The organism is Nigerium massiliense (assembly GCF_000826085.1).
GTDB lineage: Bacteria > Actinomycetota > Actinomycetes > Propionibacteriales > Propionibacteriaceae > Propioniciclava > Propioniciclava massiliense.
Genome location: NZ_CCYM01000002.1, coordinates 64,357 through 88,882, shown reverse-complemented (window position 1 = coordinate 88,882; position 24,526 = coordinate 64,357). Strand labels below are relative to the sequence as shown.

The 24,526-nt window shown below is 70.4% G+C and carries 20 protein-coding genes and 1 riboswitch; of the genes, 8 read left to right on the top strand and 12 right to left on the bottom strand.

Annotation, left to right across the window (positions count from 1 at the left end; all coding sequences use genetic code 11):
- Position 1: 1 nt before the first annotated feature.
- Both BN1187_RS01900 and uxaC read right to left on the bottom strand, forming a co-directional pair.
- Positions 2-1,579 carry a glycoside-pentoside-hexuronide (GPH):cation symporter gene (locus tag BN1187_RS01900; RefSeq protein WP_072041928.1) on the bottom strand — a complete coding sequence of 526 codons (1,578 nt, stop codon included), beginning with the start codon at positions 1,577-1,579 and terminating at the stop codon, positions 2-4.
- Between the two features lie 26 nt (positions 1,580-1,605).
- Positions 1,606-3,027: a glucuronate isomerase gene (gene uxaC / locus BN1187_RS01895; RefSeq protein ID WP_040158246.1), complete on the bottom strand. Its 1,422-nt coding sequence runs from the start codon at positions 3,025-3,027 to the stop codon at positions 1,606-1,608.
- Positions 3,028-3,247: 220 nt separating this feature from the next.
- On the opposite strand from uxaC, the gene BN1187_RS01890 reads away from it, so the two are divergent.
- Entirely contained in the window at positions 3,248-4,246 is a 999-nt protein-coding gene (locus BN1187_RS01890) for a LacI family DNA-binding transcriptional regulator (RefSeq protein WP_040158243.1), read from the top strand.
- Here the strand turns inward: BN1187_RS01890 and BN1187_RS01885 are convergent.
- The 5 genes from BN1187_RS01885 to BN1187_RS01865 form a co-directional block, all read right to left on the bottom strand.
- Complete coding sequence (locus tag BN1187_RS01885) at positions 4,243-5,313, bottom strand: ABC transporter ATP-binding protein (RefSeq protein ID WP_052462386.1); 1,071 nt, start codon at positions 5,311-5,313, stop codon at positions 4,243-4,245. The genes BN1187_RS01890 and BN1187_RS01885 overlap by 4 nt on opposite strands.
- Before the next feature lie 29 nt (positions 5,314-5,342).
- The gene (locus BN1187_RS01880) at positions 5,343-6,431 is read right to left on the bottom strand and encodes an ABC transporter ATP-binding protein (protein WP_052462171.1); all 1,089 of its coding nucleotides are present in this window, start codon (positions 6,429-6,431) and stop codon (positions 5,343-5,345) included.
- A 1-nt stretch (position 6,432) separates the two neighbouring features.
- The gene (locus BN1187_RS01875; protein WP_082034440.1) at positions 6,433-7,392 is read right to left on the bottom strand and encodes an ABC transporter permease; all 960 of its coding nucleotides are present in this window, start codon (positions 7,390-7,392) and stop codon (positions 6,433-6,435) included.
- Positions 7,389-8,411, bottom strand: coding sequence for an ABC transporter permease (locus tag BN1187_RS01870; RefSeq protein ID WP_040158236.1), 1,023 nt, complete (start codon positions 8,409-8,411; stop codon positions 7,389-7,391). The genes BN1187_RS01875 and BN1187_RS01870 overlap by 4 nt, the downstream gene beginning before the upstream one ends.
- Before the next feature lie 70 nt (positions 8,412-8,481).
- Positions 8,482-10,161 carry an ABC transporter substrate-binding protein gene (locus tag BN1187_RS01865; RefSeq protein ID WP_235750547.1) on the bottom strand — a complete coding sequence of 560 codons (1,680 nt, stop codon included), beginning with the start codon at positions 10,159-10,161 and terminating at the stop codon, positions 8,482-8,484.
- Positions 10,162-10,279: 118 nt separating this feature from the next.
- A riboswitch (FMN riboswitch) is annotated at positions 10,280-10,406 on the top strand.
- Between the two features lie 94 nt (positions 10,407-10,500).
- Here BN1187_RS01865 and BN1187_RS01860 point away from each other — a divergent pair.
- The 4 genes from BN1187_RS01860 (at position 10,501) to BN1187_RS01845 (ending at position 15,564) form a co-directional block, all read left to right on the top strand.
- A complete protein-coding gene (locus tag BN1187_RS01860; RefSeq protein WP_235750546.1) occupies positions 10,501-11,343 on the top strand; it encodes an ABC transporter permease in 843 nt (280 codons plus the stop codon).
- A gap of 12 nt (positions 11,344-11,355) precedes the next feature.
- Positions 11,356-12,369, top strand: coding sequence for an ABC transporter substrate-binding protein (locus BN1187_RS01855; protein WP_040158232.1), 1,014 nt, complete (start codon positions 11,356-11,358; stop codon positions 12,367-12,369).
- 256 nt (positions 12,370-12,625) lie between these two features.
- Entirely contained in the window at positions 12,626-14,899 is a 2,274-nt protein-coding gene (locus BN1187_RS01850; RefSeq protein WP_040158230.1) for a sensor histidine kinase, read from the top strand.
- The gene (locus BN1187_RS01845) at positions 14,896-15,564 is read left to right on the top strand and encodes a response regulator (protein ID WP_040158227.1); all 669 of its coding nucleotides are present in this window, start codon (positions 14,896-14,898) and stop codon (positions 15,562-15,564) included. Before BN1187_RS01850 ends, BN1187_RS01845 begins: the two co-directional genes overlap by 4 nt.
- 7 nt (positions 15,565-15,571) lie before the next feature.
- Here BN1187_RS01845 and BN1187_RS01840 read toward each other — a convergent pair whose 3' ends face one another.
- Positions 15,572-15,907, bottom strand: coding sequence for a PLDc N-terminal domain-containing protein (locus tag BN1187_RS01840; protein WP_052462170.1), 336 nt, complete (start codon positions 15,905-15,907; stop codon positions 15,572-15,574).
- A gap of 146 nt (positions 15,908-16,053) precedes the next feature.
- Here BN1187_RS01840 and BN1187_RS01835 point away from each other — a divergent pair, with 146 nt between their 5' ends.
- A complete protein-coding gene (locus BN1187_RS01835; RefSeq protein ID WP_040158223.1) occupies positions 16,054-16,935 on the top strand; it encodes a 1,4-dihydroxy-2-naphthoate polyprenyltransferase in 882 nt (293 codons plus the stop codon).
- Positions 16,936-17,000: 65 nt separating this feature from the next.
- Here BN1187_RS01835 and BN1187_RS14550 read toward each other — a convergent pair whose 3' ends face one another.
- From BN1187_RS14550 to BN1187_RS01810, 4 genes are all read right to left on the bottom strand, one after another.
- Complete coding sequence (locus BN1187_RS14550; protein ID WP_218184551.1) at positions 17,001-18,047, bottom strand: RraA family protein; 1,047 nt, start codon at positions 18,045-18,047, stop codon at positions 17,001-17,003.
- Positions 18,047-19,393: an MFS transporter gene (locus tag BN1187_RS01820; RefSeq protein WP_040158221.1), complete on the bottom strand. Its 1,347-nt coding sequence runs from the start codon at positions 19,391-19,393 to the stop codon at positions 18,047-18,049. Before BN1187_RS01820 ends, BN1187_RS14550 begins: the two co-directional genes overlap by 1 nt.
- Positions 19,394-19,483: 90 nt before the next feature.
- Positions 19,484-21,190, bottom strand: coding sequence for a TM0106 family RecB-like putative nuclease (locus BN1187_RS01815; RefSeq protein ID WP_040158218.1), 1,707 nt, complete (start codon positions 21,188-21,190; stop codon positions 19,484-19,486).
- A gap of 7 nt (positions 21,191-21,197) precedes the next feature.
- The gene (locus BN1187_RS01810; protein ID WP_040158215.1) at positions 21,198-21,908 is read right to left on the bottom strand and encodes a demethylmenaquinone methyltransferase; all 711 of its coding nucleotides are present in this window, start codon (positions 21,906-21,908) and stop codon (positions 21,198-21,200) included.
- A gap of 117 nt (positions 21,909-22,025) precedes the next feature.
- On the opposite strand from BN1187_RS01810, the gene BN1187_RS01805 reads away from it, so the two are divergent.
- Together BN1187_RS01805 and BN1187_RS01800 are read left to right on the top strand one after the other, a co-directional pair.
- Positions 22,026-22,739 carry an ABC transporter ATP-binding protein gene (locus tag BN1187_RS01805; protein WP_082034439.1) on the top strand — a complete coding sequence of 238 codons (714 nt, stop codon included), beginning with the start codon at positions 22,026-22,028 and terminating at the stop codon, positions 22,737-22,739.
- Positions 22,736-24,463: a DUF6297 family protein gene (locus BN1187_RS01800; RefSeq protein ID WP_052462169.1), complete on the top strand. Its 1,728-nt coding sequence runs from the start codon at positions 22,736-22,738 to the stop codon at positions 24,461-24,463. Before BN1187_RS01805 ends, BN1187_RS01800 begins: the two co-directional genes overlap by 4 nt.
- Positions 24,464-24,526: the final 63 nt, after the last annotated feature.

Sequence of the window (24,526 nt, the reverse complement as noted above, 5' to 3'; positions counted from 1 at the left end):
CTCAGGGGCGTCGCCGGTCGTCGCCGGCGTCCGGGTCGGTGGGACGGGTGCTGTCGGCGGGACGGTCACCGGTGACGGCCTCGGTCACGGTCGCGGGAGCCTGACCGTCCAGCTCCGAGATCGTGACCTCACCGCGGGCGATCTCGTCGGCGTCGCGCTGGTGGATCTCCGCCAGCACCTGCAGCAGCTTCTGCTCCGTCAGCGGGTAGAACAGCAGCAGGGTCAGCGCGGCCAGCGCCAGCGCGATCGCGGGGTACAGCGTCTGCAACCCCTTGATGCCGTTCAGCACGCCGTTCACCTGCTCGGGCGGCATCGAGCCGTCCGTGAAGTTGTTGCGGTAGCCGATGATGTTGAGGCCGAGACCGGCCATGCCCGCGGCCAACGCCTGCGCGATCTTGCGGGAGAAGTTGAACATCGAGTAGGTGATCCCCTCGCGCCGCACCCCGGTGCGCCAGTGGCCGTAGTCGATGACGTCGGAGACCATGGCCCAGGTCACGCCGTTCGGCAGGGCCACCCCGATGAACGTGAGCGCGTAGAGCGCCGTGAAGATGTAGGGGTTCGTCGGAATCAGGAAGTTGAGGAGCGCGGCCACCGAGGCGATGCCGAAGCCCAGGAGCGCGGTGTTCCGCTTGCCCAACCGCTTGACGAGTGCCGGGATCGCCAGGATCGCGATGATCGACGAGCCGATCCCGAAGAAGTTGATCACGCTCAGCAGCTCGATGCTGTGCAGGTTGTACTTGCTGAAGTACGCCATCATCGCGGGCATGATGTTGTAGGCGGAGATCGAGAACACCGTCATCAGAATGAGGGTGAGCAGCGCCCGGTTCGTGAAGACGGTGCGGACGAAGGTCGCCGGGGTGATCTTCTCGGACGGGTCACGGACGACCGTGACGGCCTCCGTCGTCCCGCGGTAGCAGGCGAAGAAACCCAGCACGCCGACGACGGCCATCGCGACCGCGGCGGCGATGTAGCCGGCCTGGGTCAGGTGGGCCGCCCCGCCGCTGACGGCGACGACGATCGGCATGAACGCGACGCCCGTGATGAGCAGGGCGCCGACCGAACCGGCCTGCCGGAACGCGGCCAGCTGGGCGCGCTGCTGGGAGTCCTGCGTCATCACCGAGGCCAGCGAGCCGTAGGGGACGTTCGTGAAGCTGTAGAGCAGGCCCCAGGCGGCGTAGGAGACGTAGGCGTAGACGAGGTTGACGTCGTGGCCGGCGTTCGGCGTGACGAAGGTGGCGACGGTCAGCACGGCGAGCGCGATGGAGGAGTACATCATCACCGGACGGAAGCGCCCGTTCTTGCCGACGTTGCGGCGTCCGTCGACGAAGGTGCCGGCTACCGGGTCCATGAAGGCGTCGAAGATCTTCGTGAAGGCGAAGACGCCCGCCGCCGCGATCGGCGTGATGCCGGCCATCTCGGTGTAGAAGTACAGCAGGTAGGCCTGCCCGAGGTCGAACATGAAGCCGTTGCCGAAGTCGCCCAGCCCGTAGGAGATCTTCTCCTTCAGGGAGAGCTTGCGCATGCCGGCGCGGGTGAGGTCGTCTGCCAGGCCGGCGCTGGCCTGTGGAGCAGTGGTCATCGGAGTTCCTGTCGGTGGGACCGGGGTCAGACCCGGAAGGCGAGCTTGGGGAGGTGGTAGGCCAGATCGGTGGCCACGGAGACGGCCTCGTCCTGGCGCAGGCGGTGCTCGCCCACGAGCCGGGACAGGTAGTGCGCGCTGATGCGGCGGTAGAGGTCGTGCCGCGCGGGGATGGAGCAGTAGGCGCGGGTGTCGTCGACGAAGCCGGACATGTTGTAGAAGCCGGCGGTCTCGGTGGCGCTCTCGAAGAAGCGCAGCATCCCCTCGGGCGAGTCGATGAACCACCAGGGGGCGCCGACGCGCATGGACGAGTAGACGCCGGCCATCGGCGCGAGCTCGCGGGTGTAGACGTCCTCGTCGAGCGTGTAGACGATGCAGCCGAACCTCGGATCGGTGCCGAAGGCGTCCAGCAGGGGCCGCAGGCCGCGGGTGTACTCCGCGGCGACCGGGATGTCGTAGCCCTTGTCCTGGCCGTGCGCGCGGTACGTGGCGCTGTGGTGGTCGCGCAGCACGCCGGGGTGGATCTGCATCACCAGGCCGTCCTCGCACGACATGGCCGCCATCTGGAACAGCATGTGCGCGGCGAAGGCGTTGACCTCGTCGACGCTGAGCTGCCCGCCGGAAAGCCGGCGCTCGTAGATCTCGGCGGCGGTCGCCTCGGGAAGCGGGGTGGTGTCGGCGGTGAAGTGCCCGTGGTCGGTCGCCTTGGCGCCCATCGCCACGAACGCGCGGCGCCGCTCCCGCAAGGCCTTGAGGTAGCCCTGGTAGCTCGCGACGTCGCTCCCGGAGACCTCGCCCAGGGTCGCGATGCTGGCATCGAAGTCGTCCCGGTCGAGGTAGACCACAGAGTCGGGGCGGAACGTCGGCAGGACGCGCTCGCCGAGCCCCTGCTCGGCCAGCTTCTGTTGCTGGGACAGGTCGCTTTGGGCCGGATCGGTCGTCGAGATGAGTTCGATGTTGAAGCGGTCGAGCAGTTGCTGGGGGCGGAAATCGTCGGACGCGATGACACCGGCGATCTGGTCGTAGATCGCGTCGGCGGTCTCCTCGCTGGGCTCGTCCTCGACGCTGAAGACGGTGACGAGTTCGTGCTCGAGCCAGTACCGCGAGGGAGTCCCGCGGAACAGCTTCCAGTTGCTCGCGAACCGTCGCCAGATGGTGCGCGAGTCGCCTTCGGTGGCGCCGCCGTCGACGCGCGGGACGCCGAGTTGCTCGGGCGTGAAGCCCTGCGAGTAGAGCATGCGGCACACGTAGTGGTCGGGGACGATCAGCAGCTGGGCCGGGTCGGCGAAGGGCTGGTTGTCGGCGAAGACGGCCGCGTCGACGTGACCGTGCATCGAGATGAGCGGGAGGGCGGCCGTCTCGGCGTAGATCTCGCGGGCGATCCTCCGCTGCTCGGGATCGACCGGCAGGGCGCGATCCGGGTGCAGTGTCAACTTCTGTGTTGGCATGAATCCTTCTTCATTGAACGAATACCCGGCTTATGCGCCGCGGTGAGAACCAGTGAAGCACGGAATGCACACGGTTGCAAGGGCTTTGTCAAGCGTGATGGGGCGGACCATGCGCTCAATTGAGGCGGGTTACTGCACACGGATGCATCGAGAGCGGCGTGTTAGCCTGACCACGCTCCCGGGCGGTCAGCGCCCGGGCCCGGTCGACGGAGAGGGAAGCGTGTCAGTCACGATCAAGGATGTGGCCGCCGCGGTGGGCGTTTCCCCGTCCACCGTGTCGCGGGCGTTCAGCCGTCCCGACGTGGTCGACCAGGTCACGAGGCGGCGCATCATGGACGCCGCCGAACGGCTCCACTACCGGCCCAACAAGGCCGCGCAGATGCTCAACACCGGCCGCACCGGCTGCCTGGGGGTCGTGCTGTCGGATCTGGAGAACCCCTTCTTCGCCGCCATCCTCAAGGGCATCGAGCAGACGGGGGACGGCCTCGGCTACCAGACCCTCATCGCCGACACCGGCGAGAACGCGGACGCCGAGCGCCGCGCGATCGAGGCGCTCTCGGGCCGCGTGGACGGCCTCGTCCTGTGCGCCTCGCGCCTGGAGGACGCGGAGATCGTCGCGCTGGCCGGGCGTCGCCCGCTGGTGCTCGTCAACCGCGCGGTCGAGGGCGTCGGCCACGTCAGCTTCGACAACCACGAGGGCATGAGGCAGGCGGTCGGCCACCTCGCCGGGCTCGGCCACCGGGCGATCGGGTACGTCGGCGGCAAGCTGCAGAGCCGCTCGGCGCGGCAGCGTGTCGACGGCTTTCATCAGGCCGTCGCGCAGGCCGCGGGCGTCCGCGGCGTGATGCTGGGGGACTACGAGCCCACCTTCGACGGCGGCCGACAGGCGACCGACGCGACTCTGGGAGCCGGGATCACCGCGGTCGTCGTCTACAACGACCTCATGGCGATCGGGCTCCTCAACCGCCTCCTCAGCCACGGCGTGGCGCTGCCGGAGCGGTTGTCGGTGGTGAGCTTCGACAACATCCCGGTCGCGTCCATGGTGACGCCCGCGCTGACCACCGTCGATCTGCCGAAGTACGAGGCCGGACGGCTGGCGGCGCAGCACCTGCACCAACTGCTCACCGAGCAGGGCTCGGACTCGCAGCCCGCCGAGGCGGTGCTGAGCCCGCGCCTGGTGGCCCGCCAGTCGACGGTGGCCTTCGTCCCGAGGGACTAGTCGGCGGCGGTGGCGCTCCCGCCGGCTCCCTCGGCGTCCTTGGCCGGGACGACCGCCGCGGCGTGCGGCTCGATGCGCCCGGCGGCGATGGTTTCGGCCCAGTGGCAGGCGACGCGCCGTCCTGGCGCGATCTCGCGCAGGGGCGGGTCCTCGGTCGCGCAGAGTTCGTCGCGGCGCCAGGGGCAGCGGGTGTGGAACCGGCAGCCCGAGGGCGGGTTCGCGGGGCTGGGCAGGTCGCCGTCGAGCAGGACGCGCTCGCGGGCGTCCTCGACGACGGGGTCGGGCACGGGGATCGCCGACAGCAGCGACGTGGTGTACGGGTGCAGCGGCTCGCGGTAGAGGTCGTCCGCCGGTGCCTCCTCGACCATGCGGCCCAGGTACATCACGCCGATGGTGTCGCTGATGTGCCGGACGACAGCCAGGTCGTGCGCGACGACCACGTAGGTCAGCCCGAAGCGGTCCTGCAGGTCGGACAGCAGGTTCAGCACCTGCGCCTGCACCGACACGTCCAGGGCCGAGACGGGCTCGTCCGCGATGACCAGCTCGGGGTTGAGGATCATCGCGCGGGCGATGCCGATGCGCTGGCGCTGACCCCCGGAGAACTCGTGCGGGTACTTGCCCAGCGCTGAGCGGGGGAGACCCACGAGTTCCAGCATCGAGGCGGCCTTCGCGGCGTGGGCCTTCGCAGAGTTCTTGCCGAACTCCGCCCGGTCGCTCTCCGCCAGCCCGTGGACGCGCAGCGGCTCGGTCAGCATCGACTGCACCGACTGGCGCGGGTCGAGGCTGGCCATCGGGTCCTGGAACACCATCTGGGCGTGGCGACGCAGCTTGCGCAACTCTTCGCCGCGCAGCTTCGTGATGTCGCGACCCTGGAACGTGACGGTGCCCGCTGTGATGTCCTCCAGCCGCAGCAGCGCCCGGCCCAGCGTCGACTTCCCGCAGCCCGACTCGCCGACGAGCCCGTACGTGCTGCCCCGCGGCACCGCGAGGTCGACGCCGTCCACGGCTTTCACGTGCCCGATCGTCCGGTTGACGACCATCCCCGAGCGGATCGGGTAGTGCACCATCAGGCCCGCGGCCTCGAGCAGGTTGTCGGTCACGAGCGCTCCTTCGGAGGTTCGGGGGAGCGCCCAGCGGCCGACGCCCCGCCGGTGGCTCCTGAGGACGCCGCCCCCGCCGGGTGGACGCAGCGGACGTCGTGGTGGGGGGCTAGCTGGCGCAGTTCGAGATCGGGTCGCAAGCACTCGTCGGTGGCGTGCCGGCAGCGGGGCGCGAACGCGCACGCCTTCTCCCAGCCGATCGTGTCGCGCGGCGTCCCCGGGATGGGGTGCAGCGGCTCGTCGCGGTCGCCGTCGAGGCGGGGGATCGAGTTCAACAGCCCCTCGGTGTAGCGATGCCGCGGGTGCGCGAACAGCTCGCGGCGCGGCGCCTGCTCGACGATGCGTCCGGCGTACATGACGTTGACGCGGTCGCAGAGCCCCGCGACGACGCCGAGGTCGTGGGTGATCATCACCATCGCGGTGCCTAGGCTGGAGACGAGCTCGGCCAGCAACTCCAACACCTGGGCCTGGATCGTCACGTCCAGGGCGGTGGTCGGCTCGTCGCAGATCAGCAGCTTCGGCTTGCACGCCAGCGCCGTCGCGATGAGCGCCCGCTGCCGCATGCCGCCCGAGAGCTGGTGCGGGTACTCGCCGAACCGGCGGCCCGGGTCGGGGATGCCGCAGCGGCGGAGCAGGTCGATCGCCTCTGCCTTGGCGTCCGCGCGGGACAGCTTCTGGTGGGCGTGCAGCACCTCGGTGACCTGGGTGCCGACGGTGACGACCGGGTTGAGCGACGACATCGGATCCTGGAACACCATCGCCAGCTGCGAGCCCCGGACGCGGCACAGCTCGCGCTGGGACAGGTCCAGCAGGTTGCGCCCGTCATAGAGCGCCTCGCCCTCGACCCGGACGCCGCGGGTGGGCAGCAGGCCCATGATCGCCATGGACGTCACCGACTTGCCCGAGCCGGACTCGCCGACCAGGCCGATGACCTCGCCGGGACTGATGTCGAAGCTCACGCCATCAACGGCCCGGAAGCCGGTCTGGCCGCGGCGTCCGAACGTGACCCGCAGGTCGCGCACGGACAGCAGCGGCGTGCGGGAGCCGGGGGACGCCTCGTCGACGCCGGGATACGTGGTGGTCATGTCACTTCCTCGTCTTCGGGTCGAGGGCCTCGCGCAGAGCCTCGCCCAGCAACGTGAAACCGAGCGCGGTCACCGCGATGCAGAGGCCGGGCAGGATCGTCAGGTGCGGGTAGCTCTCGAGCCGCTCCTGGGCCTTGACGAGCATGCGGCCCCACTCGGCGACCGTCGGGTCGGGCGAGCCCATGCCGAGGTACGACAGGGCCGCGACCTCGATGATCGCGGTCGCGAGGATCAGCGTCGCCTGCACGATGACGGGGCCGAGCGAGTTCGGGAACACGTGCCCCATCACCACCGAACGCCGGCGCAGGCCGAGCGACGTGGCCGCGAGCACGTAGTCCTGCCCGCGCTGCTTGAGCATCGAGCCGCGCAGCAACCGTGCGAAGACCGGCACCTGGGCGGCCGCGATGGCGATCATCAGTGACTCGGGACGCCGCCCCACGATCGCGGCGACGCTCACGGCGAGCAGCAGCGACGGGATCGAGAGCAAGATGTCGACCAGCCGCATCACCAGGGTGTCGACCCAGCCGCCGAACGCGCCGGCGAGGATGCCGAGCAGCGCGCCGCCGAGCAGGCCCAGCACGGTGGAGACCACGCCGATGATCAGCGACTGGCGCGCGCCGTAGATGAGCTGGGTCAACAGGTCGGAGCCGAACGGGTCGAGTCCCAGCGGGTGCTGCGGCGAGAATGCCGGGAGCCGCGACGGGGTGACCTGGTTGGCCCACTCCGTCGTGCTGGGCCGGTACGGCGCCAGGACGGGGGCGAGCAGGGCGACGATCAGGAACGCCGCGACGATGACCGCGCCGACGATGGCCGAGGGGTTGCGGACCAGGCGCTTGAGCGCCGCCGTCCACAGGCTCGTGCCGCCCTCGTCGGTCTCGACCCCCCCGGCCATGGCGGCGGCCAGCGCAGGCGGACGCTCGGTGGGGGTGACGCCGGCGGCGTCTTGTGGCAGCTGGGTCATTGCACACGCATCCTCGGGTCGAAGACGCCGTAGAGCAGGTCGACGATCAGGTTCACCAGCGCGAAGACGATCGCGATGAACAGGATGAACCCCTGCAGGACGGCGTAGTCCAGGGTGGAGATGGCCTCGAACAGATAGGAGCCGATGCCGTTGAACGCGAACACGCTCTCGGTGAGCACCGCGCCGGACAGCAGCTGTCCGGTGAGCAGGCCGATGGTGGTGATGACCGGCAGCATCGCGTTCTTCATGACGTGGCGCCACGTGATGAGCGTCTGGGAGAGGCCCTTCGCGTTCGCGGTGCGGATGTAGTCCTCATTCAGCACCTCGAGCACGGACGCCCGCGTCATGCGCGTGATCGACGCCAGCGGGATCGAGCCCAGCGCCAGCCCCGGCAGGATCAGGTGTTTGAAGGCGTCCCAGGCGGCGTCGAACTCCCGCGTCATCAGGCCATCGAGGATGTAGAAGTCGGTGATGTGGGTCGCGAACATCCGCACGTCCTGGCGTCCGGACGAGGGGAGGATGGCCAGGAACTCCAGCCCCGGCAGCCCGATCGCGAAGACGATCTTGAGCAGGTAGGCGAGCACGAAGACCGGGATGACGACCCCCAGCAGCGAGCTGCCCACCGCGAACAGGTCGAGGACGCCCCCGGCGCGCTTCGCCGCGAAGTAGCCCAGCGGGACGCCCACCACGATCGCGAACAGCAGCGCCACGAGCGCGAGCTCGACGGTGGCGGGGAAGCGGTCCAGGAACGTTTGCAGCACGGGCTCGCCGGTGCGTGCGGACGCCCCGAAGTTGCCCTGGGCCAGCTGGCCGACATAGGTGAAGAACTGGACGATCAGTGGCTGGTCGAAGCCGTACTGCGCGTTGAGGCGGGCGATGGCCTCGGGGGTGGCCTTGTCGCCGAGCAGCGCCCGGGCCGGGTCGCCCGGCAGGGCGCGCAGCCAGGCGAACAGCAGCACGCTCAGGCCGACCAGGACCGGCACCAGCAGCAACAGCCGGCGCACGACGAAGCGGAGCATCCGGTTCCTCTCGAATTGGTGGAAGGCGATCCGGGCGGGGCCTGGGGTCGGGCCCCGCCCGGACGGCGGCTCAGCGATCGATGCTGACGGTGTTCCAGACCTCGTCCTGGACGGGGCTGGGCTCGTAGCCCTTCACGCCCTTGCCGAACGCCAGCGACGGCGCCGGGTGGGCGATCGGGACGCCCGGGGCGTACTGGGCGATCTGCTCGCTGATCTTTGTGTAGACAGCGGCCTGCTTGTCCTTCGTGGGCACCGCGCGGGCGTCCTGGAGGGCCTTGAACAGCGCCTGGTTGTCGAAGCCCCACTCGTTGGACTTCTTGCCGAAGAACACCCCGATGAAGTTGTCGGGATCGTTGTAGTCGCCCGTCCAGCCGAGCATGTGGATGTCTCGCTTGTCGACCCCGTCGGGACCCTGGGCCATGTCGAGGTAGTCCGGGCTCCACTTGGCGGTCACCGGCGTGACCTTGATCCCGACGGCCTCGAGCTGGGCCTTGATGGCGACGAACGTGTCCTCGGGCGACGGCATGTAGGGACGCGAGACGCCTGTCGGGTAGGCGAACTTCAGCGTGAGGTTCTCCTGGCCGGCCTGCTTCAGCAGCGCCTTCGCCTTGTTCGGGTCGTACTTGTACTGCGTCACGTCCGGGTTGTAGCCGCTGACCGTGTCGGGCATGAACTCGATGGCCGGCTTCGTGCCCTCGGGCAGGGACTGGCTGATGACGGCGTCCTTGTCGATGGCGTAGTTGATCGCCTGGCGCACCCGGACGTCCTTCAGCGCCGGATTCTTCTGGTTGAAACCGAGGTAGAGGATGTTGAACGCGGGCCGGTTCATCACCTGCAGGCCCTTGTCCTTCAGCGCCTGGACGTCGGCGGGCGCGACGAGGTCGTAGCCGTCGATGTTGCCGGCCTCGAGTTCCTGGGTGCGCGCCTTGGCGTCCGAGATGATGCGCACGATCGCCTTGCTGACCTTGGCCTTGTCGCCCCAGTAGTTGTCGTTCCGATTCAGGACGACCTGCTGGCCGCGGTCCCACTTCTCGAACGTGAACGGGCCGGTGCCGGTCGGGTGCGCGGTGGCGTACTCGGAGAACCGCGGGTCGGACTCGGTGCCCTTGGTGTCGTCCGCGTTGTACTTCTCCATGGCGGCGGGCGATTGCATCGAGAACGCGGGCAGCGTCATGGCGTCCACGAAGGACGCGAACGGCTTGTTGAGCTTCACGACGGCCTTGTCCGCGGACGGTGCCGAGCAACTGTCGTAGATGCCCTTGCTGCCGCCCTTCTCCGGGTTGCGGTAGCCCTCGAAGAGCTTGCCGTAGTAGTAGGTGATGTTCTCGTTCTGGTTGAGGCCCTTCCAGTTGGCCCACCGCTCGAAGTTCTTGCAGACCGCCTCGCCGTTGAAGTCCGTGCCGTCCTGGAACTTGACGCCTTGGCGCAGCGTGAACGAGTGGGTCTTGCCGTCCGCGGAGCTCTCCCACGACGTGGCGAGGAGCGGCTCCAGCTCGGTGCTGTGGGGCTTGACCGTGACGAGGCCCTCGAAGATCTGGCGCGCGACGCGGAAGCTCTCGCCGTCGGACGCCATGGCGGGATCGAGCATCACCGGGTCGGACGATCCGGCGAAGACGAACGTGTCGGCCGCGGCGCCGGTGCTGGCGCTGGAGTCGGACGCGGGGCGCTGGCTCTGGGCGCAGGCGGACATGCCGAACGCGAGGGCCACGGCCGCCACGGCGGCCAGCGGCTTGCGGTGCAGGGGTTTCACGGGGGCTCCTTCGCTCTGTGTCAGGACGATGGCGGGACATTAGCCCACATCGGGGGGCAGCGGGGACCCCTTGCGCGCGACGCCGCTCCGTCGGCGCGCTAGCATAGCCGCTGCAAGCAACGTGCTCCGGGGTCGGTGCAAGTCCGAACCGGCGGTGAGAGTCCGCGACCCAGAGGCTTCGGCCCCTGGCTGATCCGGTGGAATTCCGGGACCGACGGTGAAAGTCCGGAGGGGAGGCGCACGTGGCCGGGCGACTGTGCCGTCCGGCGAGCGCGCGGTCCGCGCGCCCTCAAGCGTCCCCCTCGTCACGGCCCCGGTTCACTCGACCGGAGGCTGAACGTGACGACAGTGCAGCGCACCCGCCCCGAGCGGGACGTCGGCGACCTCGCCGCCGCGCCCGCCCGGCGCCGGCCGGGGGCGGGGGCGACGCGCTTGGCGCCCTGGGCGCTGGCGGCCGTCCTCGTCCTGGGCTGGCAGCTGACGATCTGGCTGGCGGACCCGCCCGCCTACGTCCTGCCGGCGCCGGGCGCGGTGGCCGCGCGGCTCGCCGATCTGCTGCTGGGCAGTGTGTGGCCCTACCTGACCACGACGGTGATCGAGTCGCTGGGCGGGTGCCTGCTCGGCACGGTGGTGGCGCTGCCGCTCGCGATCTGGATCCATCGCTCCCGGTGGGTGAACGCCGCCGTCACCCCGTTCCTCGGCGCCACCCAGGCCATCCCCGCCATCGCTCTGGCGCCCCTGCTGGTGCTGTGGGTGGGCTACGGCTTCGTCGCGATCGTCCTGCTGTGCGCGCTGATGGTGTTCTTCCCGATCCTTGTCGCCTCCGTCGTCGGGCTGCGCCACGTGGACGCCTTCGTGGTCGATGCCGCCCGCATGGACGGCGCGGACGGCCTCCGGCTGCTGACCGAGATCGAGCTCCCGCTCGCACTGCCGAACGTGCTCGGCGGCCTGCGCAACGGGTTCGCCCTGTCGGTGACGGGCGCGGTGGTCGGCGAGATGGTGATGGGCGGACGCGGCCTCGGCCAACTGCTGACGGTGCAGCGTGACGCGCTCGACACCACCGGGATGTTCGCCACGATCGCCATCCTGGGCACGCTCGCGTCCCTGCTCTACACGCTCATCCACGTGATCGAACGTCGCTCGCGTGTCATGGAATCGCTCCGGCCGACCTCCGGCCGCTAGGAAAGGAACCCCATGCGCTCCGCGCCCCTGCCTCACCTGGCCACACTGTTCACGCTTCTCGCCCTCCTCGTCACGGGCTGCTCGAGCGGGACGGCCACGTCGGGCGCGCCAGCGGCGTCCGGCCCCAGGAGCGCGACGGTCGGGCTGACGTACATCCCCAACGTCCAGTTCGCCCCGTTCTACGTGGCCAGCAAGCGCGGCCTGTTCACCGGCGCCGACGTGACGCTGCGGCACCACGGGGCCAACGAGGGACTGTTCACCGCGCTCGCCGCCGGACAGGAGCAGTTCGTCATCGCGGGCGGCGACGAGATGCTGCAGGCCCGCGCCGGCGGCATGGACCTCGTCGCGGTCGCGCAGTACTACCAGACCTACCCGGTGACGCTCATCGTCCCGGCGTCCTCGCCGATCCACACCGCCGCGGACCTCAAGGGCCGCACCGTCGGCGTCCCGGGCCGGTTCGGCGAGACCTGGTTCGGGCTGCAGGTCGCCCTGAAGAGCGCGGGGCTGTCCGAGTCCGATGTCAAGATCCAGGAGATCGGTTACACGCAGCAGGCCGCGCTCACCACCGGCAAGGTGGACGCCATCGTCGGCTTCACCAACAACGACGCCGTGCAATTCGACGCGGCGGGCGTCGCCATCCGCGAGGTGGCGCTGACCGGCGGGGACGTCCCGCTGGTCAGCATCTGCCTCATCACCAACCGGGCCACGCTCGATTCCGACCCCGCGCTGGTCAAGGCCGTCGCCGAGGGCATGGTCGCCGGCGTCAAGGCGACGGTGGACGACCCCGCCGCCGCGATCACCGACTCGACGTCGTTCGTGCCCGCCATCGAGACCGACAAGACCGCCCAGCAGCACGCGCGCGCCTCCTTGGACGCGACGTTGCCGCTGTGGCGCGGCGACGGCACGATCGACGGCCGGCTCGATGCCTCCCGGTGGTCCGCGATGGCCAGCTTCATGGCCGACCGGGGCCTGCTCACCAAGCCCGTGGACGCCTCCGCCGCGGTCGCCCCGGACGTCCTCGGCTGACGCGCGGCGGCGGCGTGCGCCACGGACCGGGTTCACGTGGGGGTGTCCGGTCGGGGAGCGTAGCCAAGAGTTCGCCAAACTTCTGCCATGAAAGGGGAGTCAGCACCCACCCGTCCGACCTACACTGACCGGACGTGAGTAGGTCGACGCCGGCCCCGCGCCGGCAAGCCCGGTGAGAGTCGCCTGTGCCGACCTGGGGGATGGGCCGACGGGCCTTCGGAGGAGACCGGTGACTGCCGAGCGACCAGGCGACGCCATGATCGCTGCTGACGCTGTCCCGGAACGTCCGGAAGCCCTCCCCGCCGTCGACCTCACGACCGCTGGCTTCGGGCGCTGGATCGACTGCTCCGTCGCGGTCTTCTGCATCGTCACGCTGCTGCCGGCGATCGCGTTCGCCAGCGACCAGCTCGGCTCCCTGCACAGCGTCTGGCTGGCCGTCATCGGCGGGGGTCTGCTCGCCGTCAGCTTCCTCATGCCGCTGTATGCCTGGTCCCGTCGCGGCATCGGCGCGCTCGCCGCGCTGTACGCCGCCTTCGTCCTGGTCGGCCTGGTCACGTGGCCGCTCGCATGGCGCCCGGGTGCCGAGCTCGTCGGCACCCCGTGGCTGTGGATGTGCCTGGGCCTGGGCACGGTCTGCGCGGCGCTGGCCTTCACGATCCGGGCGGGCGTCTTCTACGCCGCCGTCCTCAGCGTCGTGCTGTTCGCCGTACGCCTGACGCCGAGCGGCGGCCAGGTCGACTGGAGCATCGCGCTGCAGGACGCTCTGCTCCTCGTCGTCCAACCCGCGACCCTGCTGTTCGTGCTGGCGTTGTTGCGACAGGCCACCCGCGAGCTCGACGACTCGCTCGTGCAGACGCAGAACCAGCGCATGGAAACGGCCGTCAACCAGGCCCTGATCGACGAGCGCACCCGGCTCGACGCCCTGGTGCACGACGAGGTGATGACGACCCTGGTCGCCGCCGCCCGCACCACGGAGCGCGACGACACGCTCGCCGAGCAGGCGTCCCTCACGCTGGAACGTATCGCCGCGTCCGGGCTGGGGGCCGACTCCACCGCCGAGGTGCCCGCCGCCCAGGTGGTCGCGTTGGTCACGAACGTCGTCTCGAGCGTCTGCCCCAAGGCGCAGGTGCACGGCGAGGTGCCCGACCTCCCTGTGACGCTCCCGCAGCCCTCGGTGCGCGTCCTCGCCCAGGCGGCGCGCGAGGCGGCGCTGAACGCGGAGAAACACGCCCAGGCCACCGACGTGGAGGTGGAGGTCTCCATCGAGGCCGTCGGGCGGCGCATCTTCCTGCAGATCGACGTGATCGACGACGGCGTCGGCTTCGATCCCGACGAGGTGCCCGGTGAGCGGCTGGGCATCCGGGTCTCGCTGCACGAGCGCATGAAGTCGATCGGCGGCAACGCGAACGTGAGATCGGCCCTCGGGCAGGGCACCGCGGTCCGGCTCGACTGGGCCGGCGAGCGGAGCCAGCCCGCGCCGACCCCGCGCATGAAGGCCCTGGCGAGCCCCGACCTGCACCCGCTGCTGTCGCGGATGGCGCTGCGTCCGTTCGGCCTGGTCGCGGCCGCGCTGCTGGTCATCTACCTGCTCGTGGGCGCGATGTCGCTCCCGCTGCTCGCCCTCCCGGTGCTGGGTGCGGTCACCCTGGTGCTGACCGTCATCGCCGTGGGGCTGTGTCTCTGGGGATCGGAGACCTGGCAGATGCCCGACTGGGTCGCGTGGACGATCGTGGCGGTCACGTTGGCGATCACGGCGATGAATCTCCTGGCCATGCCGCCCGGCGGGTGGCCGGGTCACACCTCATGGTTCGCCAACGCGGTCATGCTGATCCTGATCATGCTGATGGTGCGCGACAAGCCCGTGCAGGCCTGGACAGGCGCGGGCGACTACGCAGTCATCGTGTGCATCGCCGGGATCCTGCAGCGCCCGGCCCTCGGCGACCTGATCCTCGTCACGATCATGCCCCCCGCCTGGCTGGCCATCCTGGCGTTCCTTCTGTGGTGGTTCGACTCGATCGCGGCCGAGCTGGAGAGCGCGCAGTTCGCCTCGAAGGAGGCGGTGGAGGCCAACGCGGCGATGTTCAGCAACCTGGTGCTGCGCGAGGTGTGGCTGAGCGACCTGCAGGCGCTCGTCGGAGCCATGCTCGGCAAGATCGCCGACCCGGAGTACATGCTCACGGCCGAGGAGCGCAGCCAGTGCCTGCTGATGGAGGGCACCCTGCGCGACAACATCCGTGCGTCGAACCTGAAGTCTCCGGCCCTGTCGGCGGCGATCGCCCAGGCCCGGCTGCGCGGCGTCGACATCACGCTGGTCGACAATCGGGGTGGACGGCTGCCGCCCGCTGTGAAGCGGAACACGCTGGAGCACCTCGAATGGCTGGTTCGCGGTGCCCAAGGGGGCAGAATCGTGGCAAGAACCGCCCCGGAAGGATATAAGGACGTTGTTACTATTCTGCGGGTGGATCCAGCGGGACAGACCCAACTGACCACCATCGACAACAACGGAATGATCGCGACGAGCACCCCATGACAGAGAACCTCCACGCACCCATCCGCACCGCCATCATCGACGATCACGAAGCCATCAGGTTCGGCATGGCCGCCGGGCTTGCCCAAAGCGGGGACGACCGCGTCCAGTTGGTCGGCTCCAACAGCACGGTCGTCGACTTCCTCTCCGGGGCCGGCGACGCCGACGTCGTCCTGCTCGACCTGCAGCTGGCCGACGGCTCCGATCCCAAGGACAACGCCGAGGCGCTGCGTTCGGAGGGCTACAAGGTCGTCGTCTACTCCATCGCCGACAATATCAGGCTGCTGCGCCGCGCGCTCGCCGGCGGGGCCGAAGGCGTGTGTCGCAAGGCCGAGCCCATCCAGCAGACGATCGAGGCCATCGTCGCCGTCGCCCAGGGCCAGCACGTCATCAGTCAGGAGATCCTCGCGGCGATCGAGGGCGACAAGGACTACGTCGCGGCCAACCTCGGCGCCCGCGAGCGGCAGGTGCTCAGCCTGTACGCTGCCGGCCTGGAGATCCCTGAGGTGGCGCGGACGCTCTACATCACCGAGAACTCGGTCAAGGAGTACCTCAAGCGCATCCGCGCGAAGTACACGCAGGTCGACCGGCCGGCGGCGTCCAAGCTCGAGCTGTTCCGGCGGGCCATCGAGGACGGCATCGTTCCGCCAGTGGAGCCGCGACAGTAGCGTCCGCTCACAGCCCCCGCAGGAAGTCGGGGTCGTCGTCCGGTGCGCGCGGCGGCTTGGGCGGGCGGCCGCCCGAGCTCACCGGCGGCGTCGGGCGTCCGAGCACAAGCCAGCCGAGCGCCCCCACGCCGGGCTTGGGCGGGCGGCCGCCCGAGCTCACCGGCGGCGTCGGGCGTCCGAGCACAAGCCAGCCGAGCGCCCCCACGCCGGGCAGGCACAGCACGGCGGCGAGCCACAACCACCACGGCATGAGGCGCGTGGTGTCGCGTTCGGCCTGGTGCAGATCGACGAGGGCGTAGATCACCAGAGCGACGACGAGGACGATCAACACCACGCGGGCCATGGACTCACATTACCCGCCGGTCAGGCGCGCGCAGGGGTGAACCGGCAGACCCCGACGGGCGTCCCGCCACGGCGGGTTGATCCGGAATGGGGCGGGCGCCGATGGGAGAATGGGGCGATTTGCACGAGCGTGAGACGGGAGTACGCGTGGCGACGGTGGCCGACTGGATCGAAGGGGCTCGCCTGCGGACGCTTCCGGCGGCGTTCTCGCCTGTCCTCGCCGGCACCGCGGTGGCGGTTTTCTACGACGGGTTCCGCTGGGAGCGGGCGTTGCTGGCGCTCGTCGTCGCCCTCGCGCTGCAGGTGGGGGTGAACTTCGCCAACGACTACTCCGACGGGGTGCGGGGGACGGACTCCGCCGAGCTCCGGTCGGGTCCGCAGCGGCTCGTCGGCTCGGGGGTGGCCAGCCCGGCGGTGGTGAAGCGGGCTGCGTTCGGGTGCTTCGCGATCGCGGCCGCGGCTGGCCTCGCGCTGACGCTGATGACGCAGGCGTGGTGGCTGCTGGCCGTCGGGGCGGCCGCCATCGTGGCCGCCTGGTTCTACACGGGCGGCAAGCACCCGTACGGCTACGCGGGCCTGGGGGAGGTGTTCGTCTTCGTGTTCTTCGGCCTCGTCGCGGTGGCCGGCACCACGTTCGTCCAGCTGGGCCGGGTGCCGGAGGCGTCCTGGTGGGCGGCGCTGGCCGTCGGGTCGCTGGCCTGCGCGATCTTGGTCTGCAACAACCTGCGCGACATCGCGGGCGACGCGCAGGTCGGCAAGAGGACGCTTGCGGTGCGGCTCGGCGACCGGAACACGCGCTGGTTCTTCGTCGTGCTGATCGCCGCGACGTTGTTCGGCGTCGTCCAGGTGGCCGCGGCGACGAGCTGGTGGGCGTTGCTCGGCCTCGTGGGCGCGGTCTTCCTGATCGGTCCCGTGCGGCTGATGCTGGACGGCGCGAGCGGCCTCCTCCTCATCCACGTGCTGAAGCTCGTCGGCATCGCCGAACTCGTCTGCTCCGCGGGCCTGCTCGTCGGCCTGGCGATCGCCTGAGCCGCACCCCCCTTCTCTTCTCCTCGTACTGGCGTGGGGCGGCCGACCCACGGTTGGGGTCGGCTTCATCCCTGATCAGGCCCGAGCGCGAGCACCGTGGCCACGGATTCCCCAGCGTCCAGGCGGGCCAGCAACCCGGGCTCGGCCGCGTCCGAGGCGCACGCCTCGTCGATCACCCCGTCGAGAGCCTCGGGTCGACCGGCCCAGACGCCGTTGCGGTCCAGCAGCACCGGGTCTCCCGGCTCGATCCGGACGCCGCCGACGTCCACCGGGACTCCGATGGCGCTGACAGCCGATGCCCTGCGCTTCGTCGTCAGGGCCGTCGTGCCGCGGGCGGCGACCGGGACGCCGATGCGGCCCAAGGCGTCCAGGTCGGTGACGAGGCCGTCGACGACGATCGCGGCGCAGCCTCGGGCGCGCGCCGCGGTTGCGGTCACCGCGCCGATGCAGGCGTGTCGGTGGTCCCCGGTCATGTCGACGACAAGGATCTCGCCCGGCCGCAGGGCGGCGATCGCACGGTTGACCGCGAACGCGTCGGCCTCCCCGACGCGGCACGTCGCGGCCCGCCCGATCACCCGCCGGGGACCCGTGAGCAGGCCGACGGCCGGGGCGAGGAAGCCGTCCTCGAGGAAGTGTCCGAGCGTGGGCACTTCCACGGCTGTGAGCTTGTCCGCCAGCCCGGCCGGCAGGCCGACGGCGAGTTCCGGGGGCAGCGGGTCGGACGGGAGATCTCCGGGCACGGTGGCGACGCACTCGATCTCGAGGCTGACCCCCCACAGGTCGACGCACACGCTCGTGCGGGCCGGCAGGGCGTCGGCGAAGTACTCGGCGTACACCTCGTTGTACGGCGCCAGCTGGTCGAGGCTGGTGAGGAACGTGTTGACCTTCACGACGTGCCGCAGCGACGAGCCGGCCTCGGCGAGGGCCGCGGCCAGGTTCTCGATCGCCTGCCGCACCTGGTCGGCGAAGGCGTCCGGCTGCGCCCCGGAGGCGTCCTGGGGCACCTGGCCGGCGGTGTAGACGAGTCCGTCGATCACAACAGCCTGCGAGTACGGCCCGACCGGGGCGAGGTGCCCCGGCGCGGACCGCACCCGTCGCAGCGCGCCGGTCATCAGTCAGTCCCCTCGGCGGGAGCTTCATGGACGGCGTTGATGTCGGACCTGCTGGTCTCGGACAGCATCAGCAGCGCGATCAACGACAGCGCCGCCGTGCCCAGCATGAACCACGAGAACGCGTAGCCAGAGTGAGTGACGCCGAGCAACCAGGTGGTCACGGGAGCGGTGGTGGCGGAGCCGAGGAGGCCCGAGAGCATGTAGGCCACCGAGAGCCCCGAGTAGCGCACCTTGGCGCCGAACTGCTCGGCCAGGAACGTCGCGATCGGTCCGTAGTTGGCGGCGAAGGCCACGATCATGATCACGTAGCCGAGGATCGTCAGGGCCATCGACCCGTGGTCCATCAACCAGATCAGCGCGAAGCCGGCGACCATCTCGGCGACGATGCCGGCCAGGATGATGGGCCTCCGGCCGATGCGGTCGGACCAGGCTCCGAACAGGGGCAACAGCAAGGCTCCGACGAAGCAGGCGACCATCACGGCGATCAGCATCTGGGTGTTGGTCAAGCCCTGTTGCTTGCCGTAGTTGAGGCCGGATCCCACGAGGATGTTGAAGGACGAGCCCGTCGACAGCGTCGCGAAACCGCCCAGGACAACCTGCTTCCAGTACCTCTGCATGAGCGTGGCGAACGGGATCTTGGCCTCGGCGCCTTCCTCGCGAACACGCTGGAAAGCCGGGGTCTCCTCCAGCCGCAGGCGGATGTAGAAACCGATGGCGATCAGGATGATCGAGGCGAGGAACGGCACGCGCCAGCCCCAGGCGACGAGGGCGTCCTCGCTGAGGTTGGCCGCCATGGCGAGGAAGACCAGGTTGGCGATCAACGTGCCGACGGGAACGCCCAGTTGCACCAGCGAGCCGAAGAAGCCGCGGCGGTCGGCCGGGGCGTGCTCGACGGTCATCAGCACCGCGCCGCCCCACTCGCCGCCCAGTGCCAGGCCCTGGATGATGCGCAGCGTCAGGAGCAGGAACGGCGCGGCGGCGCCCCAGGCGTCGTAGCCGGGCAGCAGACCGATACAGAAGGTCGCCGCGCCCATGCCGATGAGCGAGATCAGCAGCATGGACTTGCGGCCCAACCGGTCGCCGAAATGTCCGAACAGGATCGCGCCGACGATGCGGGCGACGTAGGCGGCCGCGAAGGTGCCGAACGCCAGCATCGTGCCGACGAGCGGGTCGAAGTTCGGGAAGAAGGCCTTGTTGAACACCAGCGCGGACGCGGTGGCGAACAGGAACAGGTCGTACCACTCGACGGTGGTGCCGATCACGGAGGCCACAGCGATCTTGCGCATCTGCTCCGGTGAGACGTGGTGCTGCTGAGGCAGGGCTGAGGAGGCGGACGAATGCGACACGGGGCTTCCTTTCACGCGGTCGCGTCATCTTTGCATCGCCCTCACCCAACGGGATGCGCTAAGTGAAACGGACTGTTTGAGTCTGAGCGGCTACTTGAGGGTGCGCAACCAGGCGCGCAGGTGCCACGTCGCTCGCACGTCGTCCTCGTTGTAGTCGAGCACCCGTCGCCGCGAGGTCTCCCGCACCAGCGGATCGGGATCGTGGGCGGCCTCGTCGAACCAGCTCTGGGAATTGAGGCCGGACGGGTCCTCGTCGCGCCAGCGGAAGGGCGTCGTCGCGGGGGCGACGACCTTGAGGCCGAGCCCGTTCGCGCCGAAGAAGTTGGTGCGGACGGTGGTGAACAGGTCGACGAAGGCGTCGGCCGCGAACCCGCGTGCCCACTCGGCCAGGTCGAGTTGATCGCCACGCATGGCTGACAGGAGCCGCTTGAGCCGGACGACCTCGTAGTCGGAGTAGTGATAGACGGCGGCGTCCCGGCCGTCGACCAGCGCGCGCAGCCACGACATCGCGGCGAAGGCGAGGTCGCGCTCCTGGGTGCGGTCGAGCGGGGCGAACGCGCTCACGTGGTGGTAGTAGCGCTCGCCGGTGCGACGGTCGTCGACGAGGAAGCCCCACAGATAGACCCGATCGTCGGCGGAGGTCTCCACGTCGAGGTCGATCTCGAGGTCGTGCCCCGCCAGGTCGAGCGGCCCCGTCGTCTGGCGCTCCAGCTCGACGCCGGCCGCGATGAGCCGGGCTCGCCGCTGGACGAGCCGCAGACGCTCCGCGCCGCCGACGCGGTGACTGACGCGTGGCAGGTAGTCAGGTTCGAGGGCGTCCAGGTCGGCTGTCGCGAGGTCGTCGACCGTCGCCAGGCCGAGGGAGCGCAGCGTGCGCACCTCGTGGACGTCCAGCGGAATCTTGGTGAGCCGAACACTGAGGTCGTCGGCGTCGAGACGCTCGGTGCAATGCGCCAGCCACGGGCAGAACGCGCACTCGCGGTGGATGACGGGCAGCAGCGTCGCGGCGGGCGGCGTGCCCTCCATCGCCGACGTGGCCAACTCGACGCGGCGGGCGTGCTCCGCGTCGTAACGCTGGAGCGTGCTGAGGGGCTCGGCGTCCTCCGGGACGGGGACGGTCTCGGGGTTCGGCGGGACGACCGGTTCGTCCAGGTCGAGCCAGGTGATCACCGGCAGGGGGTTCGAGGGATCCCCGCCGGGCACGACGACCCGCTCCAGGCCGACGACGCCGCCGATGGCCCGATCGGACGCCGCCCCCATCGCCTCGAGCATGCGGCGGTAGTGGGCGAGCTGCAGCGCCGCCCGGAGCCGCTGCGCCCAGCGGAACCGTCGGCCGTCGTGCGTGCGGACGTCGCGCGGGGCGTCCAAGGTGGAGTACTCGAGGCGGACCTCGTCGGTCGGCCGCGACTCCAGGACGCGGTGGAACTTCACCTGCACGGGCCGGTAGCCGGAACGATCGGGGTCGAGCAGCAGCGCGGACGGCCGGCCACTGCGGTGGCGCTCCCAGTCGCGGGGGAGGAGGCCGCCCACGATGAGGGGGGCGCGCGCAGCGATCGCGGCCGCGGTGGCGGCCTCCCGCGTCTCGGAGTCGGCGAGGTCGCGCAGGTCGACGGCACCATCGACGCCGGCGAGCAGCCTGCCGAACACCTCGGCCTCGATGCCGTCGGCGTCGTGGAAGAACATCGGCGTGGGGACGTCCGCCGACGAGGGCGGCGTCAGGCCGGGGGTGAAGGCGTTGACCGTCTTGAGGCTGCAGCTGCGGGCTGCGTAGGCGTCCAGGGTGAAGGGGTGCGGCATGGAGCGCTCAGGCCACCCCGCGATGCAGTGCGACGATGCCGCCGGCCATGTTCTTCCATTCGACGTCGCGCCAGCCGGCCTCGGCCATGGTCGCCGCGAACGTCGACTGGTCGGGCCAGGCCAGGATCGATTCGGCCAGGTAGCTGTAGGCGGCCGGGTTCGAGGACGCCAGCTTAGCCACCGCCGGGATCGCGCCCAGCAGGTACTGCCGGTACACAGTGCGGAACGGCGCCCACGTCGGCGTCGAGAACTCCAGGCTCACCAGGCGCCCGCCCGGCTTCGTCACCCGGCGGATCTCCTCCAGCGCGTCGGAGGTGTGCTCGAAGTTGCGCATCCCGTAGCTGACGGTCACGGCGTCGAACGTGTCGTCGGCGAACGGGAGCGCGAGGGCGTCCGCGTTGACGAAGCCCAGCTCGGGGTGCCGACGCTTGCCCTCGGCGAGCATCGCGTAGGACAGGTCGGTGGGGACCACGACGGCGCCGGCGTCGGCGAACGGTTTGCTGGATCCGCCGGTGCCGGCGGCCAGGTCGAGGATGCGCTCGCCAGGGCGGGGCGCCACCGCGCGCACCACCTCGCCGCGCCAGCGGCGGTGATGGCCGGCGGTCATCACGTCGTTCATCAGGTCGTAGCGCGAGGCGACGCCGTCGAACATGGCGGCGACGTCGGCGCGTCGCTTGGCGAGCGTGGCACGGGCATCCTTCTTCGTCACGGCGGCCATCCTCCCACTTAAGTCCGACAGTTTCCCGTCGGGCTGTCGCGACCCGCCGCGGCCGCGGGCGTCCCGGGACGCGCCGGTGATTCGGAACCGGGTTGCGATGTGGGGGAGAATCGCCCCATGGCCAAACGCACGCCGCTGCTCACCGCGTCCGGGATCACGAAGTCCTTCGGGCCCGTCACGATCGTCGACAACTTCAACCTCGAGGTCTACCCGGGGGAGGCGATCGCGCTCACCGGACGCAACGGTGCCGGCAAGTCGACCATCCTGCGGCTCCTCATCGGCGCCGACCGTCCCGACGAGGGCCGCATCGAGTTCGAGGGCCTGCGGATGTCGGAGACGAAGCCGGAGATCCGCCGCGGCATGGCCACGGTCATCGACGACCTCGACTTCTTCCCCGACCTCAGCGTCGTCGAGCACCTCGACCTGCTCGCCCGCGCGCACGGCGTCCCCGACCCGGAGGCGATCGTCGACGACATCCTCGAGGAGGTGCAGTTGGTCCCGCAGTCGGGGCAGCTGCCCGGCACGCTCTCGTCCGGTCAGCGCCGCCGCCTCGCCCTGGCGACCGCGTTCGTCCGCCCCCGCAAGTTGCTGGTGCTGGACGAGCCGGAGCAGCGCCTCGACGTCGAGGGCGTCGCGTGGCTGGCCGCCCGGCTGAAGGAGGAGCGTCAGCGGGGGCTGGCGATCATCATGGCCAGCCACGAGCCCCACTTGGTCGACACCGTCGCCACCCGCACCGTTCGGCTGATGGGCCCCAAACGACAGCTCGACGACGAGGACGCCGACGTCGCCGACGCGGACACGGCCGCCGACGAGACCGAGGACGCCCGGTGAGCAAGAAGTCCAAGAAGCTGATCCGCGCCCAGGCCAACGCCACGCCCGAGGACGTGGCAACCGGGGCGACGGCCGCGTCCGAGGTCGACGCGGGGGAGGAACGCACCTGGACGTTCACGTTCCTCGGCGACGTCGAGCCCGAACCCGTGGACGAGAAGGCCCTGCACACGTTGATGCAGCAGTGGCGGCACGGCCGCGCCTCCCGGACGCTCGGCCAGGTGCTCGGGGACGCCTACTTCATGATCTTCAGCCTCGTGCTCATCGGCGCGATGGTGATCAACCTGCTGCTCAACAGCCAACACGGCGCCGCGGGCTGCAACACCACCGCGTGCCAGTCCGGCCGGACGCTGCTGCCCTGGGTGCTGCTGGCCGGCACCGCCGCCCTGACGTTGGCCGCCGCGCGCATCTTCGGCCCGGTCCTGGCCTCGGCGGCCGAAGGCTTCTGGCTGATGGACGCCCCCGTCTCCCGCACCCGCCTGCTCGGCGGACGCCTCCGCTCCGCGCTGGGCCTGGCGTTCGGTCTCGCCGCGGTGGTCGCGGCGCTGGTCGCTGCACTCTCGGGCATGACGCTCCTGCTGGGGGGCGCCTGGACGCTGGCCATCGCGCTCACCGCCGTCGCCATGATCGCGCTGGCGGCGCTGGAGCAGACCTATGAGCGGACGGCCGTCCTGCGGGTGTTGCAGGCGCTCTTCTCGGTCGTGGCCGCGGCGGTCGTCGTCTGGATGGTCCTGGTCGCCGCGTCGATCGTGCCCCTGCTCACCCCCGCCTGGATGGCGGAGGCGCCGTGGGTGCTGGCGATCGTCGCCGGCGTCGTCGCCGTCGTCTGCGGCGTCCTGGCGTACCGCCGGCTCTCCCAGATCCGCCGCGCCCGCCTGCTGAGCGGCGGCTCGCTGGTCAGCGGCATGCAGGGCGCGGCCTTCGCGCTCGACCTCGGCCTGGCTCGCGACATCCTCGTCGAGCGGGACGCCGTCGCGCGCGGCCACGTGAAGCCGACGCCCGGCCGCGGCCTCGGCGTCCAAGCCCTGATCTGGCGCGACCTGCAGCGCATCGCGCGTTTCCCCAAGCCGCTGCTCGGCCTCGTCGCGGCGGCGCTCGTGCCGTACGCCGCGGACGCGCTGGGCCTGGGCTCTTTCATGCCGTTCGTCACCGGGCTGGCGCTGTTGGCCGCCATGGTCCCGTTCCTGGGCAGCATGCGCGTGCTGAGCCGCACCGGCGGCCTGGCCCGGACGATGCCGTTCTCCACCGCGGAGATCCGTAACGCGACGATGGTGGTGCCCGCGGTGCTCGCGCTGCTGTGGTCGGTCGCGGTCTACCCGGCCGTGCTCGGCATCGCCGGCGGCACGAGCCGCACCCCCCTGGACGCGCTGATCGTCACCGTGTCGATCGCCGCGGCCGGCCTGCTGGGTGCCGTGCGCTGGCAGACCGCCAAGCAGGTCGACTACAGCCGCCCCATGATGGCGACCAACGCCGGCGGCATCCAGCCGTCCCTGATCTTCAACCTGTTCCGCGGCATCGACGTGGTCGTGGTCGTCACGGCGCCGCTGCTGCTCGGCGCTCCGATCTGGGTCTCCCCGGCGATCGCGCTGGTGGTCTACATGCTGCTCCGCTCGGGCACGAGCATGGAGGAGCTGCAGGACGAGGCCAAGGAGCAGCAGAAGCTCGCCGAGGCGCAGCGCGCGACGGCGTCCAAGGAGAAGATCAAGGTCCAGCGGCCCACACGCTGACCCCGTTGCGACGCCGCGTCCGGCATCGGGTCTCGCCCGGCGCGCTCGAATGGCTCTATCGAA